The following is a 14,205-nucleotide window of genomic DNA, read 5'->3' as shown; positions in this document are numbered from 1 at the left end:
GCTCGCATGGCAAAAAGACAGTCTGCTGGATTACTTCAGCAGACTGTCTACTTTTTTATTCAGTTCAGCAACATCCAAGACTGGCGTCGCTTCATCGCTCAGCTCGTATTTTTGCTTTAGCGTTAAAATTCTTTCTACACTCTCATTAATTCTTTCCTCCGTCAGAATGCCGTCAGCAGCAGCCTGATTCAGGCGATCCCAAACCTTAAGCTGCAGCTTGGGATCGTGGCCGATCAAGACGATATCTGTGCCTGCCAATATAGATTGCAAGGCAGCCTCTGCGATATCACGATGCTTCGTAATGCCTCCCATCGTCATATCATCCGTAATAATGACTCCGTCATAATCGAGCTCGCTGCGCAGCCAATCCGATACTATTTTCTCAGATAATGAAGCGGGAAATTCCTCATCAATAGCCGGTATGAGCAAATGCCCTACCATAATGGAATCGGCATCCTCCGCAATAGCTTCAACGAAAGGCTTGGTTTCAAAGCTCTCCAGCTCACTTTTACTTTTTTGGATAACAGGAAGATCCTGATGCGAATCAACAGTTGTATCACCATGGCCGGGAAAATGCTTGACGGATGTTGCAACCTGCTCCGACTGTATTCCCTTCATCGCTTCAAGGGCGTAACGGGCAGCTTGCTCCGGCGTCGTACCGTAAGCGCGATTGCCGATAACTGGATTTTTGGGGTTGCTGTTAATATCTAGCACTGGAGCGAAGTCAAAATTAAAGCCAAGAGAACTAACTTCTAAACCGATTGCTTGTCCGGTGCGATACGCATAATCTGGATTTTCCTTGCTGCCTACAATATTTGGAGAAGGAATTTTGATGAATTCTTCCGGCATACGGCTTACTTTTCCGCCTTCCTGATCTACGCCCAGCCAAAGCGGAATTTCGTACGCTTGATTGCGTTGTTTCAAATCGTTAAGTAGCGTCCAGGCTTGCTCTGCGGATTTGATATTGTTTTTATATAAAATAAAACCGCCGATCTTGTTATTAAGCATCGCTTCTGTATCGCTGTTAACCGCAGTGCCTTCCAAACCTATCAGCATCAATTGGCCGATTTTTTGTGAAACGGTCATGCTTTCCAGCGTTTGCTTGACTTGCTGATTAGCTTGCTCCGGCTCGGCTGTGCTGGCTGCTGACGGGACAGGCTTGTCTGTCGGCTGCTGAGGCACGGCCGTTTTGCTTGGCTCCTTGCCAGGCTTCTGATCATCCGGCGGATGGGATGAGGAATTGCTGCAGCCAAATAGTATAAATAGACAAGAAAACATTAGCAGTATCCAGCTCAAAACCTTGCTGTTAGTCATTGAAATGGGTCTATATCGTTTCATTTCTGGTATACACCTCCGTGTTTCCGCTGCTTGCAAGCTGCTCATTCTGTTATTGGTTCACAAATGGTTGCCTCAATGATTCGACATTATTCTATACTTGCTATTATACACGAATTATTATACATCAAATAATTGACGATATGCGCTCGGCGTAACACCTTCATGCTCTATGAAGCGTTTGTTAAAATAACTTACACTCGGATAGCCTGAATCATTGGCAATCTGCCCGATCGAAACCTCCTTGCGCTCCAGCAGCCACTGCTTCGCCATTTGCAAGCGGCAGCGTGTAATAAATTCTATCGGCGTCATTTCCATTACGCTTTTGAATAGCTTGCAAAAATAATGAGTACTTACGCCAGCCTCATCCGCCCATCTTTCCAGCGAAAACGGCTCAGCGGCTTCATGCTGCATGATAGGCAGCAGCTCATGGATGCGCTGAGAGGCATTATTTGATTTATGCTCAGACAAGGGGATAGCATTCTCTACAAACAATGTAATGAGCGCATAAGTAAGGGTAGACAGCTTGCCAGGATGCAGCATGCGGTTTTTTTCTGTTTCTTTAAGCAGCTCTTCGTGAGCTGCAAACCAAAGCTCGGGCTGGCGTATTTTCCATAAAGGGCTGCGATGCAAATTTCTTGCTATGAAATAGTCAGACAAGCTTTCGCCGTAAAAATGAACCCAGCGAATGTTCCAGGGATCGTCCTTGCTGCTGTAATAATGTTGTTTTTGCAAAGGAAAATAAAGAACAGCATCACCTGCTGTAAGCTCGTATTTCTGATCATCAATTTCTATATAGCCCTTACCTGATATAACAAAGTGGATATTGAAATTATTTAAAGCTCCTGCGCTGCGAAATACGTGATGACTAGGCCAATTGACATAATATCCTACTGATTCGGGCATGCAAAAATAAGGATTTTGCAATAGAGTTAATAAATGGCTTTGTCTCTGATTGGTGTGCACAAGCATCCTCCTATGACAATTTAGTGCTAATACGGTTCAAAATAATATCATTTTAATTTTAATACTCTCAATCTATAATAACAATATATTCTTAAATAACTGTTTGAGGTGATGGTGAAATGAGCACTCAAAAATTAAAATGGGGCATTATGGGCTGTGCAGGAATAGCAAAACGGGCAGTCATACCAGGTGTGCATTTATCTGAATGGAATGAAGTGGCTGCTATAGCAAGCAGAAATATGGAGCAGGCCAAACAGACGGCTTCCGAACTGAATATTCCTGTTGCCTATGGCAGCTATGAGGAATTGCTGCAGGATTCATCACTGGACGTAATATATATTCCGCTGCCTAATCATTTGCATAAAGAATGGGCAATCAAGGCTTTGGAGGCGGGCAAGCATGTGCTGTGCGAGAAGCCGATCGCATTGACGGCAGAAGAAGCTGAGGAAATGGCTGCTGTCAGCGAAAAGACTGGCAAGCTGCTTGCGGAAGCTTTTATGTATCGCTATCATCCGCGTTATGAGCTGATTAAACAAATAATAGACTCCGGCGAAATCGGAGAGCTGCGAGGCATTCATAGCACCTTTACCTTTAATAATGCCGCTGATACGAATAATGTGCGCTACAAAAAGGAGTGGGGAGGCGGCTCCTTATATGATGTAGGCGTATATCCAATTAGCGCGGCCAGACTGCTGCTGGAGCGCGAGCCGGAGGCGGCAACGACGCAAGCGATGTTCTCAGATGCCCATGGCGGCGTTGATATGATGATGTCCGGTATCATTGAATTTCCAGGTGATATCGCATTAACTTTCGACTGCGGCATGTGGACGGCTTTTCGCAATCCGCTGGAAATTGTCGGTTCAACTGGCATTATCCAGGTACCGTCCGCTTACGTAACTCCTAAGCCAGGCAGCGGCAATTTCTTTGTGGAGACCAGTGATGGACGCAGAGAAGTAGTTGTGGAGCATATTAACGCTTACACGGCGCAGGCCGATCATTTGGCAAAAGCAATTAAGGGAGAGGCAAAGCTGGCATTTGGCATGTCTGATTCGATTCGAAATATGAAGGTAGTTGATGCCTGCTTGCGTTCCGCCGAGGAAAGAGCAAGAATTGTTATTTCATAAAATAAAAGAAGCAAAGGAGGCCAAAAGGATGGATTATATTACAATACCGGGTATTGCTAAGCCGGTCAGCCGACTAATGAAGGGCACGGACTATTTTTATCCTGCCAGCTATGAGAAGGCTGCAGCGAATATGGATGCTTTTCTTGCTATTGGCGGCAATTCGCTGGATACTGCACATATTTATTGCGGCGGTCAAAGCGAAGGGGTCATTGGGAAATATATGAAAGAACGGGGAAACAGAGACAAGCTGGTTATTTTAACGAAGGGGGCTCATCATGATCAAACGGGTCCTCGAGTAAATAAAGAAGCCATTGATGCTGATATTGCAGACAGCATCAAGCGGCTGCAAACGGATTATATTGATATGTACGCGCTGCATCGCGATGACCCTGCCAAGCCGGTAGCAGAAATAATCGATGCCCTTAATGCCCATATTAAGGCAGGCACTGTAGGCGCGATTGGCGTTTCTAATTGGACCTGGCAGCGTATTAAAGAGGCTAATGAATATGCAGCCGACAGAGGACTGACGGGTTTTACCTTCAGCAGCCCAAATTTGAGCCTGGCTAAGGCGAATGAGCCGTTCTGGGCAGGCTGTGTGTCTGCTGATGAGGAGACCTGTGCTTGGCATGAGCGCGAGCAGCTGCCGCTGCTGTCCTGGTCATCGCAAGCTAGAGGCTTCTTTACTGGCCGTTTCTCGCCAGAGGATCGCACTAATGCGGATCTGGTTCGAGTTTTTTATAGCGATGACAATTGGGAGAGACTGCGCCGCGCCACACTGCTGGCTGAACAAAAAGGCGCGTCTGCTATACAAATTGCATTGGCATATGTGCTGAATCAGCCATTTCCAACCTGTGCATTAATTGGAGCGCAGTCGGAAGCGGAGCTTCATTCCTGTCATGAGGGTGCGTCCATTAAATTGACAAAAGAGGAAATGGAATGGCTGGATTTAACGAATCGGGCCGAACTGATTCGTAGTTAGTCCAAATGACAACAAGGGGCTGCCTCTCTTTACACCATCGCAAAATGGCGTAAAGGAGGCAGCCCTTATTATCCTTGATTCTGCACAGCTGTTATTCTGTTTTGAATAGAGTTGCAATCGAACCGCCGCGAGTAATAATGTTGATGGCTGTAGCCAGCAGGTCGGCAATCGACAGCACATGAAAGTTTGGCGGCGGCGCTTCCTCCGCTGCTATCGTATCGGTGATAACAACTTCGGCAATGCTTGGATGCTGCAGCTTTTTCATCGCTTTTTCTGAAAATAATCCATGCGTAGCGCAAATATAGGCATCCTTTGCTCCCCGCTTTTTCAATGCCTCAACTACATTTACAATCGTACCGCCTGTATCGATTAAATCCTCAATAATAATCGGAGTCATCCCGTCGACTTCTCCAATAATATGTGTTATTTCGGTTTTATTGTGGGCAGGCCTGTTTTTGATCATTATCGCAAAAGGCCAGTTGAGCAGATCAGCAAGCTTCTCAGCCGTGGCGGCACGCCCGGCATCAGGAGAAACGACGACAGGATTTGGAATGTTTTTGAGCCTTAGGTAGTCAATAATTAAATCCAGAGCTGTGAGATGATCGACCGGTATTTTGAAAAATCCTTGAATGGGGTCTGCATGCAAATCAATCGTTATAATCCGATCCGCGCCTGCTGTTGTCAAAATGTCAGCCACCATTTTGGCCGATATTGGCTCGCGGGGGGCGGATTTTCGTTCCTGACGAGCATAACCGTAGTATGGCATGATAACATTGATCGTTCGAGCTGATGCTCTCCTGGCAGCATCTATCATAATGAGCAGCTCGACCAAATGCTCATTCACAGGATGAGATAGAGATTGGACGATGAACACATCATAGCCGCGTACTGTTTCTTGATAGGCTACATAAATCTCTCCGCTTTCCATTTTTGACAAGGAGACGTCCCCAAGGGAAACGCCTAATTGGTCGCATAGTTTCTCAGCCAGCTCCGGATTGGATGAACCAGCGAAAATTTTGAGCATAAGCGAGCTCCTTCCAGCGTGACTTCCTATAGATTACACAATTTCATTATACTATATGAGTTTTTAATATCAAATAATGGAATTTTGGGTATGGCTGCAAAATCAATTTTGACAAGACAACGTCAAAAAAAGGGTTGTCAGCACATCGGCCGACAACCCCGTTATTAGTATTATCTTTATAAATTAGCGAAGATTTATGACAGCTACAGCTGGATCTGTATCTTTCTCATAATCGATGCCTTCCGTTTCAAAGCCGAACAATTGGAAAAACTCGCGGCGGTAGCCTTCAAGATCGGACAGCTCATATACATTTTCAGTAGTAAGGTCCTGCCATAGCTGAGCAACCTCGCTTTGGATGTCTTCTTTCATTTCCCAATCGTCAATGCGAATAAGCCCTCTGCTGTCTACAGGCACTTCTTTGCCAGAGTATAGTCTTTCCGAGAAAAGACGGTACATTTGCTCAATACAGCCTTCATGCAGCCCTTTTTCTTTCATCACCTTGTACAATGCGGAAATATAAAGCGGAACAACAGGGATCGCCGAGCTGGATTGCGTAACAAGCGCTTTATTAACGGATACGAAAGCCCGTCCGCCTGCAGCGCTTAGCTGCTCGTTAATATTTTTGGCCGCTTTTTCAAGGTCCATTTTGGCAGCGCCGATCGTCCCGTCCAAATAAACAGCATGTGTAATTTCTGGGCCAAGATAAGAGTAAGCAACTGTTGTAGCCTGATCAGCGAGCACGCCAGCCTTTTTGAGCTCGTCGATCCACATTTGCCAGTCCTCGCCGCCCATTACAGCGATCGTTTGGCGCAGCTCATCCTCTGTTGCAGGCTCGATTGTAGCAACCGTAACCTCGCCGCTATGGAAATTAACGGTTTTGTTGCTGTAAGTTTCGCCAAGCGGCTTAATGACGGAGGAGAAGGTTTCGCCTGTTTTTGGATGCGTGCGGCGAGGTGAAGCTACACTGTATACGAGCAAGTCGATTTGGCCAAGCTCCGTTTTAATAAGATCAATTGTTTTTGCTTTAATTTCATCGGAGAATGCGTCGCCTACAATGCTGTAGGATTTAAGACCGGCTTCTGCCGCAACCTGTTCAAATGCAGCTGAATTGTACCAGCCTGCTGTTGCAGTGCGGGAGCCTTCCGCTTCTTTGTCAAAATATACGCCTACCGTATTTGCGCCAGCTCCAAAAGCAGACACAATTCTCGAAGCAAGGCCGTAGCCGGTCGAAGCGCCGATTACAAGCACATTGCGCGGACCTTCAAGCTTGGGCTGGGATCGAACATAATCTATTTGACGTTGGACTTGTTTAGCGCAGCCCTCAGGATGGGCTGTAGTACAAATAAAGCCACGGGTTTTTGGTTGAATAATCATAAACATATATTCCTTTCCATATAAAATTCAGAAGTTATGTAGTTCAGTAAAGAGGCATATTATTCATTTTACCGATTTTTCAGTTCAAATGGAAGCTATATTAATATCGTTGTTGCCAGAAATGAAAAATGGCGTGCAGAGCCAGGCTCTGATCGCCATTTTTTTCCAATGTTCTATACAAGTTATTGCTTGTGATGTAACGATTAGCGGCGTCCAGAAAGCTGCTGCTGAGCCATTTGAACAAGGCGACGAGTAATGGAACCGCCGATGGAGCCCATGTCGCGAGTCGTCATGTTGCCATAATAACCATCTTGCGGCAGCTGAATGCCAAGCTCTTGAGCTACTTCGTATTTCATTTGCTCAAGTGCTGCTCGCGCTTGAGGTACTACGAGCTGGTTTGTGTTCCTAGCCATTGATTATCATCCTCCTTCTGAAGTTATTATGCAACTTGTCCAAAAGTATTATTCGCTAATTAGCCCTTAATTTTCCTAAATGTGAAAAAACTTTTAAGCATAAGAAAAAGCACGCTTAATCCATGAAAAAAACGCTGCAGGAGCAAGCTCTTGCAGCGAGGGGATGAGAAAACGTACAAATTGCTGAATGTATTATTTATATTCAGGCAGCCAATTGCCGTGCGCTTCAATAAGATCATCGCATAACGATACGATATCGTCCATGGACAGCTCAGCACCTGTATGAGGATCAAGCATGGCAGCGTGATAAATATGCTCACGCTTGCGTGTAACTGCGGCTTCAAGAGTTAGCAGCTGTGTATTGATATTGGTACGGTTAAGAGCTGCAAGCTGCGGCGGCAAATTGCCGATATGGATCGGCTGGATGCCGTTGCGGTCTACGAGACAAGGCACCTCGACACAGGCTTCTTTCGGCAGATTCGTAATGAGGTCTGTATTCATAACATTACCGCCGATTTTGAATGGCTTATTCGTCTCAATTGCCTCAAAGATGTACGACGCATATTCATGGCTGCGGCAATGCTCCAAATTAGCATTATTAACGAGCGATTCGCGCATCGATTTCCAGCCTTCGATTTGATTGATGCAGCGGCGCGGATATTCATCCAAAGGAATATTGAAGCGTTCGATAAGCTCAGGATAATTGCGCTTAATAAAATACGGGTGGTATTCTGCATTATGCTCTGAAGATTCGGTAATGTAGTATCCGAATTTCAGCATCATTTCAAGGCGAACCATATCATGATGCTTCTCTAGCTGCTTCTCGGCAGCTCTTCTTTTAATCTCCGGATATAAATCTACACCATCCTTGCTAACTTCGAGCAGCCAGGCCATATGGTTAATGCCCGCAATATTCCATTTCACACCTTCGGCGTCCATGCCAAGCAGCTTGAATAATTCCGGCACGCAAACCTGCACGCTGTGACAAAGTCCAACAGTTTTTACGCCGCCATAAGTGTTCATCGCATTCGTAAGTACTGCCATTGGATTCGTATAGTTGAGGAACAACGCGTCTGGACATACTTCGTTAATATCCTGCGCAATATCAAGCATGACAGGAATCGTTCTAAGATTGCGGAAGAGCCCGCCGATCCCTACAGTATCGGCAATTGTTTGGCGCAGGCCGTATTTCTTCGGTATTTCAAAATCTGTAATTGTACACGGATCATAGCCGCCTACTTGAATTGCGTTCACGATATACTTTGCACCGCGCAGCGCATCCTTGCGATTGCTATAGGCTTTAATGACGCAGCTGCTGCCGCTTGTTTTCTGCAAATTCAGCAGCATTTTCTCTGAATCCTTTAATCTTTCCGCATCAATATCAAACAAGGCCAGTTCAAAGCCCTGCAAGGCAGGCGTCTGCATAACATCACCTAGAATATTTTTAGCAAATACAGAGCTTCCAGCACCGATAAATGTAATCTTGGACAAAATAAACTTCCTCCTTTAGAATAAGTGTTATAAAAAGAGTGCAATCCTATAAACATTGGAATAACAAGCTTAATTCACTTTTAGTATAGTTGAGATTATAATTGTTGAATATGGAAGTATCGCATAGCAATATGGAGGAATGTTGCATCATTTTTGTGTAAAGCTGATAGGGAGGCGGCGGCATATGACAATACCACAGCATCATTATTTTTCGGTTTCATTGAATGAAGCCCCGCTCAAGCAGGAAATGTCTGTATTATTTAGCGGGGAAGGCGGTCCGATTGCTGGTCATTATATCGGTCCTGCGGTACATGATTACTATTTAATTCATATCGTCCTTTCGGGCACAGGGAAATTTGAAACACTGGGAACATCGGTTTCTTGCGAAAGAGGAGATGTGTTTGTCATATTTCCTGATATTCTAGTGAAATACGAAGCGGATGAGCATAATCCCTGGACCTATGCTTGGGTTGCTTTCAGCGGAGAGGTAGTAGAAACTGCCCTGCGTTCAATTGGGATTACACCGGACCGGGCTATTATTAAAAATTGCTTCGAGAGCAAAATTACCGGTTTATTGCAGGGGATTAGAGCCAGCCTTGAGGAGGAGCTTTATCCGGCATTAGGCAATATGAAAGCTGCTAGCCTGCTGCGCAGGATCTTCTATGAGCTGGGGCTGCAGGCTGCGCAAAATGAGCAGGCGCTGGCTGAAAGCAAGGGAGAGCAGGTACAATATCCGGCCGTTCAGCTAGACATTGCAAACACGGCTAATGCACATACCTACCGCCAGGTGGAGCAGGCTATACGCATGTTTTCTTTGCAGTATTCGCAGCAGTTATCAATTGAGTCTATCGCTCGAACACTGGGCTACCACCGTGCCCATTTAACGAAGCTGTTCAAAGAAGCGACCGGCTTGTCGCCGCAGCAGTTCCTATTCAAAACACGGATGAAAAAGGCTGAGGAGCTGCTGCAGGGGGATTTGACAGTCGCCCAGGTTGCAGCATCGATAGGTTATAATGATCCGTTGTTTTTCACTAAACAATTCCGCAAATGGAGCGGACATTCGCCCACCGAATACCGCCAGCAATACAAGGAGCCTGCCAAGCAGACTGTCGATTAATTGTGGGCACAGCGGTCGGAATCCCAATCTTGATCGCAGTGGCCCCCTTTCTATTGATTGTTGCCCTATCCGCAATTAATCGACAGTCTCCCAAGCAGCAATAGCTGCATTGGCAGGCTCATTATTTTGTACGTCATTGCGCAATTTTGACTTATTGAGGCAATATATTGCGAACCGATCTTCTTACGACAAGCTCGGCAGGCAGTACGACCTTGCGCCAAGGCTGCACAGCTTCACGTTCGGCGATCCGCTCTACGAGCATTTGAACGCCCATATAGCCAAATTGATAAGCCTGCTGGGCTGCAACCGTTAGAAATGGCTCTGCCTCAGAATACGGGCCCAAGTCGTCAAAGCAAACGATAGACAGCTGCTCCGGCACTTGAATATGACGCTCGCGCAGGACGCGCAGCGCTTCCACTGCAAGCACGTTGTTGCCAGCCACAATAGCGGTAGGCGCCGGCTGCAAGGACAGCAGCCAATCGGCCAGCTCCTGGAGATCATGCTGAGCCCCAAAGCTGGTCCGGTAAATATAATCTTCTCGAGGCTCCAGTCCGTTCAGAAGCAGGCCTTCACAATATCCTTGCAGGCGCAGGCGGGCGCTGGATATCGTATCGGCGCCGTTAATCATTGCGATCTGGCGGTGGCCGTTCGCAATCAGATGCTCCACAAGCTGACGAGCTCCTTCCTTGCTGTCACCAAGCACAATATCATACTCAACGCCAGGCACCTCGCGATCAAGCAGCACGAACGGAACATTATGCTTGCGCAGCGATTCCAGATGCGGAAGCGACGGATCGCCTGTCGGCGCAAGCAGCACGCCGTCGACCCGGGTCGTTAATATAGTCGTAATATAATCCGCTTCTTTATCTAGGTTCTCGTCGCTGTTTCCAAATAGAAGGCGGTAGCCATACTTCTTGGCGGCATCCTCTGCGCCGCGGGCAATTGTCGTATAGAAAGGATTATTAATATCCGTAATGAGCAAAAAGAGCAGCTTCGTTTGCTGAAGCACTAAATTTCGCGCTGTCTGATTGGGGACATAGTTCATTTCCTCCATCACTTTTTTTACTTTGGCGCGTGTCTTGTCGCTAATTTTGCCAGTGTTATTGATAACTCTGGAAACCGTCATAGCGGATACATTCGCTTTTGCAGCAATATCATAAATCGTAACCATGCAAGTAGCTCCTTGTAAGATAATACTTATCCTATCATACCTAAAAGTTAACGTTGACAGCAAGCAAATAAATTGTTAGATTGATGTTATCGATAACATTTTTAATTACGCAGGAGGGGTTATAATGTCGCTTGAGCAGTACAGATATGCAGCTGGTTTTCCGAAAATAGGAATTAGACCGACCATTGACGGCCGTCGCAAAGGTGTACGTGAATCACTGGAAGAGCAAACGATGAATATGGCTAAAGCAACTGCAGCGTTACTATCGGAGCATCTTCGCTATCCTAATGGCGAGCCGGTGGAATGTGTCATTGCCGACACGACAATTGGCGGAGTAGCTGAAGCCGCAGCCTGTGCGAGCAAATTTGCGCGTGAAGGTGTAGGCGTTTCCATTACTGTTACTCCTTGCTGGTGCTATGGTACCGAAACGATGGATATGGACCCGTCGATCCCGAAGGCGGTATGGGGCTTTAACGGAACCGAGAGACCTGGCGCCGTATACTTGGCTGCCGTATTGGCCGGTTATGCTCAGAAAGGCTTGCCTGCATTCGGAATTTATGGCGAGCAGGTTCAGGATTCCTCCGATACGTCCATCCCGGGTGATGTGAAGGATAAATTGATTGGCTTTGCTAAAGCTGGTTTGGCGGTTGCTTACATGCGCGGCAAATCCTATTTGTCAATGGGTTCAGTTTCAATGGGGATTGCCGGTTCTATCGTGAATGACAACTTTTTCCAGGAGTATCTTGGAATGCGTAATGAATACATTGATATGTCCGAGTTTGTCCGTCGTATGGACGAAGGGATTTATGATCAGGAAGAATTCGAAAAGGCTATGGCATGGGTAAAAGAGCATTGTGTTGAGGGCGTTGACAACAATGCAGCTGATATTCAGCAGTCCAGAGAGAAGAAGGATCAGGATTGGGAAACGGTTGTGAAAATGACGCAAATTACCCGCGATCTTATGATTGGCAATCCGCGTCTTGCCGAGCTTGGCTTTGGCGAAGAAGCGCTGGGTCATCAAGCGATCGTATCGGGCTTCCAGGGGCAGCGCCAATGGACAGATCATTTTCCAAATGGCGACTTTCTTGAATCGATGCTTAATTCGTCCTTCGACTGGAACGGCGTTCGTGCGCCTTATTTAGTAGCAACGGAAAATGACAGCCTTAACGGGGTCGTCATGTTGTTTGGCAGTCTGCTGACGAATACCGCGCAAATTTTTGCGGATGTGCGTACTTATTGGAGCCCAGAATCGGTTGAGCGTGTAACAGGTCACCAGCTCAGCGGCGCAGCGGCAAACGGAATTATTCATTTGATCAATTCAGGCTCAGCTACGCTGGACGGCACTGGAGAGCAATCGAAGGACGGCATGCCGGCGATGAAGCCGTTCTGGGAAATTACAGAGGAGGAAGCAAAGCGCTGTCTGGCGGCTACTTCCTGGAGACCGGCTAATGTAGAGTACTTCAGAGGCGGGGGCTATTCTTCCGATTTCTTGACAAAAGGCGGTATGCCGATGACGATGTCGCGCATCAACATGGTGAAGGGCATCGGGCCAGTGCTGCAAATAGCAGAGGGCTATTCTGTAGAATTGCCAGAGAATGTGCATGAGGCGCTTGATAACCGGACGGATCCAACCTGGCCGACGACTTGGTTTGCACCAATTATTACAGGCGAGGGAGCATTCCGTTCCGTGTACGATGTTATGAACAATTGGGGCGCCAACCACGGTTCCATCAGCTTTGGACATATTGGTGCAGATTTGATCACATTAGCTTCAATGCTGCGTATTCCTGTGAACATGCACAATATTGCAGAGGAAAAAATATTCCGTCCAAAAGCATGGGGCTTATTCGGAACAGCGGATGCAGAAGCGGCTGATTACCGTGCGTGTACAAATTTTGGACCACTATATAAATAGAATGTAGGTGTTAGGATGGGCAGTAAAGCGATTCGAGAAGAACTGTGCCGTTACGCGAAAAAAATAGTAGCCAATAAATTAGTTGTAGGACCAGGCGGCAATATTAGCGCCAAGCATGACGGGTATATGTACTTGTCGCCAAGCGGCTTTGCGCTGGATGAAATTGAACCTGATCAATGGGTAGAGGTGCATATTGAGTCAGGTAAAATTACGGATACAGGCTTTAGACCTTCCTCAGAGGTTTTAATGCATCTGTACGCTTATCGTGTAAATCCTGATATTGGCGCTATCGTGCATACTCATCCTCCTTATTGCATTGCCTTTACGCTTGTTGAGCAGGAGCTGCCGATTATGTTCCCGGACCAAGCGGCGCTCGTCGGAAAAACATTATATGTACCGTATGTCCTTCCTACGACAGATAAGCTTGCGGATGCTTATGTGGCAGTGGTCAATAAAGCGAGCTCTGTTTTGCTCGGCAACCATGGGCTGGTAACGACCGGGCGGAATTTGCGTGAAGCATATTACCGTACGGAGGTTGTTGAAGAAAGTGCTAAGATTTATTTGATCGCCAAAGCGATCAAGGAGCCGAAAGTGTTGACTGATGCTGAATTTGAAGAAATTGCTTCATTGGAAAGCGAGGCTTACCGCGTCCAGCTGCTGCAAAAAATGCAGTAACCTTTAGAGCAGGAGATGACTATATGCTAAAAGGAATTCCGAGTATTATTTCTCCCGAGCTGCTTAAAGTGCTGATGGAGATGGGGCATAGCGATGAGCTCGTGTTTGCAGACGGCAATTTTCCAGCTGCCAGCCATGCTGTCCGATTAATTCGCTGCGATGGCCATTCCATACCGGAGCTGCTAGAAGCTGTGCTTCAGCTGTTTCCGCTAGATCAATACGTAGATAAGCCAGCGGCGCTTATGGGAGTTACCCCGGGCGATACAGTGCAAACGCCGATATGGGACGAATACAAGCAGATCGTGAATAAGCATGCCGGCAATGCGGATTGCTTTGAGGAAATAGAGAGGTTTGCCTTTTATGAGCGGGCTAAGCGCGCCTATGCAATTGTTGCAACGGGTGAAAAAGCTCTTTATGCCAATTTGATTATTAAAAAAGGCGTAGTCGTAGAGTAAGGAACAGTTGCTGGGAATAATATTATAGTAGGCACAAGTTACAATGAACAATAGAAGAAGGCAAAAGTTACAATGAACAATAGAAGAAGGCAAAAGTTGCAGTGAACAATAGAAGAAGGCAAAAGTTACAATGAACAATAGAAGAAGGCAAAAGTTACAATGAACA

Annotated in this window: 13 protein-coding genes; 6 read left to right on the top strand and 7 right to left on the bottom strand. The window is 46.5% G+C overall.

The window, feature by feature from the left end; all coding sequences use genetic code 11:
* Window positions 1–30 precede the first annotated feature (30 nt).
* Both nagZ and ACRRU2_RS05375 read right to left on the bottom strand, forming a co-directional pair.
* Window positions 31–1,338, bottom strand: a complete 1,308-nt coding sequence (gene nagZ, locus ACRRU2_RS05380; protein ID WP_331701507.1) for a beta-N-acetylhexosaminidase — start codon at window positions 1,336–1,338, stop codon at window positions 31–33.
* A gap of 117 nt (window positions 1,339–1,455) precedes the next feature.
* Window positions 1,456–2,241 (bottom strand): AraC family transcriptional regulator, encoded by a 786-nt coding sequence (locus tag ACRRU2_RS05375; protein ID WP_432500463.1) that lies wholly within the window; start codon window positions 2,239–2,241, stop codon window positions 1,456–1,458.
* A 179-nt stretch (window positions 2,242–2,420) separates the two neighbouring features.
* Between ACRRU2_RS05375 and ACRRU2_RS05370 the strand changes: the two genes are divergently transcribed.
* Both ACRRU2_RS05370 and ACRRU2_RS05365 read left to right on the top strand, forming a co-directional pair.
* Entirely contained in the window at window positions 2,421–3,425 is a 1,005-nt protein-coding gene (locus ACRRU2_RS05370) for a Gfo/Idh/MocA family protein (RefSeq protein WP_432500300.1), read from the top strand.
* A 28-nt stretch (window positions 3,426–3,453) separates the two neighbouring features.
* Window positions 3,454–4,404, top strand: a complete 951-nt coding sequence (locus ACRRU2_RS05365) for an aldo/keto reductase (protein WP_432500298.1) — start codon at window positions 3,454–3,456, stop codon at window positions 4,402–4,404.
* A gap of 91 nt (window positions 4,405–4,495) precedes the next feature.
* Here ACRRU2_RS05365 and ACRRU2_RS05360 read toward each other — a convergent pair whose 3' ends face one another.
* The 4 genes from ACRRU2_RS05360 to ACRRU2_RS05345 all read right to left on the bottom strand — a co-directional run bounded on the left by ACRRU2_RS05360 (window position 4,496) and on the right by ACRRU2_RS05345 (window position 8,706).
* Window positions 4,496–5,428, bottom strand: coding sequence for a ribose-phosphate diphosphokinase (locus ACRRU2_RS05360; RefSeq protein ID WP_331701510.1), 933 nt, complete (start codon window positions 5,426–5,428; stop codon window positions 4,496–4,498).
* Between the two features lie 183 nt (window positions 5,429–5,611).
* Window positions 5,612–6,802 (bottom strand): enoyl-ACP reductase FabV, encoded by a 1,191-nt coding sequence (fabV, locus tag ACRRU2_RS05355; RefSeq protein WP_432500296.1) that lies wholly within the window; start codon window positions 6,800–6,802, stop codon window positions 5,612–5,614.
* 203 nt (window positions 6,803–7,005) lie between these two features.
* A complete protein-coding gene (locus ACRRU2_RS05350) occupies window positions 7,006–7,215 on the bottom strand; it encodes an alpha/beta-type small acid-soluble spore protein (RefSeq protein ID WP_331701513.1) in 210 nt (69 codons plus the stop codon).
* 192 nt (window positions 7,216–7,407) lie between these two features.
* Complete coding sequence (locus ACRRU2_RS05345) at window positions 7,408–8,706, bottom strand: alpha-glucosidase/alpha-galactosidase (protein WP_331701514.1); 1,299 nt, start codon at window positions 8,704–8,706, stop codon at window positions 7,408–7,410.
* A 184-nt stretch (window positions 8,707–8,890) separates the two neighbouring features.
* On the opposite strand from ACRRU2_RS05345, the gene ACRRU2_RS05340 reads away from it, so the two are divergent.
* Window positions 8,891–9,823 (top strand): AraC family transcriptional regulator, encoded by a 933-nt coding sequence (locus tag ACRRU2_RS05340; protein ID WP_331701515.1) that lies wholly within the window; start codon window positions 8,891–8,893, stop codon window positions 9,821–9,823.
* 151 nt (window positions 9,824–9,974) lie between these two features.
* Here ACRRU2_RS05340 and ACRRU2_RS05335 read toward each other — a convergent pair whose 3' ends face one another.
* Complete coding sequence (locus ACRRU2_RS05335) at window positions 9,975–10,994, bottom strand: LacI family DNA-binding transcriptional regulator (RefSeq protein WP_331701516.1); 1,020 nt, start codon at window positions 10,992–10,994, stop codon at window positions 9,975–9,977.
* A 124-nt stretch (window positions 10,995–11,118) separates the two neighbouring features.
* Here ACRRU2_RS05335 and ACRRU2_RS05330 point away from each other — a divergent pair, with 124 nt between their 5' ends.
* Genes ACRRU2_RS05330 through fucU form a run of 3 tightly spaced genes read left to right on the top strand, consistent with a single transcriptional unit; the run spans window position 11,119 to window position 14,039 of the window.
* On the top strand, window positions 11,119–12,909 hold the full coding sequence (locus tag ACRRU2_RS05330) for an L-fucose isomerase (protein ID WP_432500293.1): 1,791 nt from the start codon (window positions 11,119–11,121) through the stop codon (window positions 12,907–12,909).
* A 15-nt stretch (window positions 12,910–12,924) separates the two neighbouring features.
* Window positions 12,925–13,584, top strand: coding sequence for a class II aldolase/adducin family protein (locus ACRRU2_RS05325; protein ID WP_432500292.1), 660 nt, complete (start codon window positions 12,925–12,927; stop codon window positions 13,582–13,584).
* Window positions 13,585–13,607: 23 nt separating this feature from the next.
* Window positions 13,608–14,039, top strand: coding sequence for an L-fucose mutarotase (fucU, locus tag ACRRU2_RS05320; protein ID WP_432500291.1), 432 nt, complete (start codon window positions 13,608–13,610; stop codon window positions 14,037–14,039).
* The last annotated feature ends 166 nt before the right edge of the window (window positions 14,040–14,205 follow it).

This window comes from Paenibacillus sp. GXUN7292, from assembly GCF_050864975.1.
GTDB lineage: Bacteria > Bacillota > Bacilli > Paenibacillales > Paenibacillaceae > Pristimantibacillus.
This window is presented reverse-complemented; position numbering and strand designations above follow the sequence as displayed.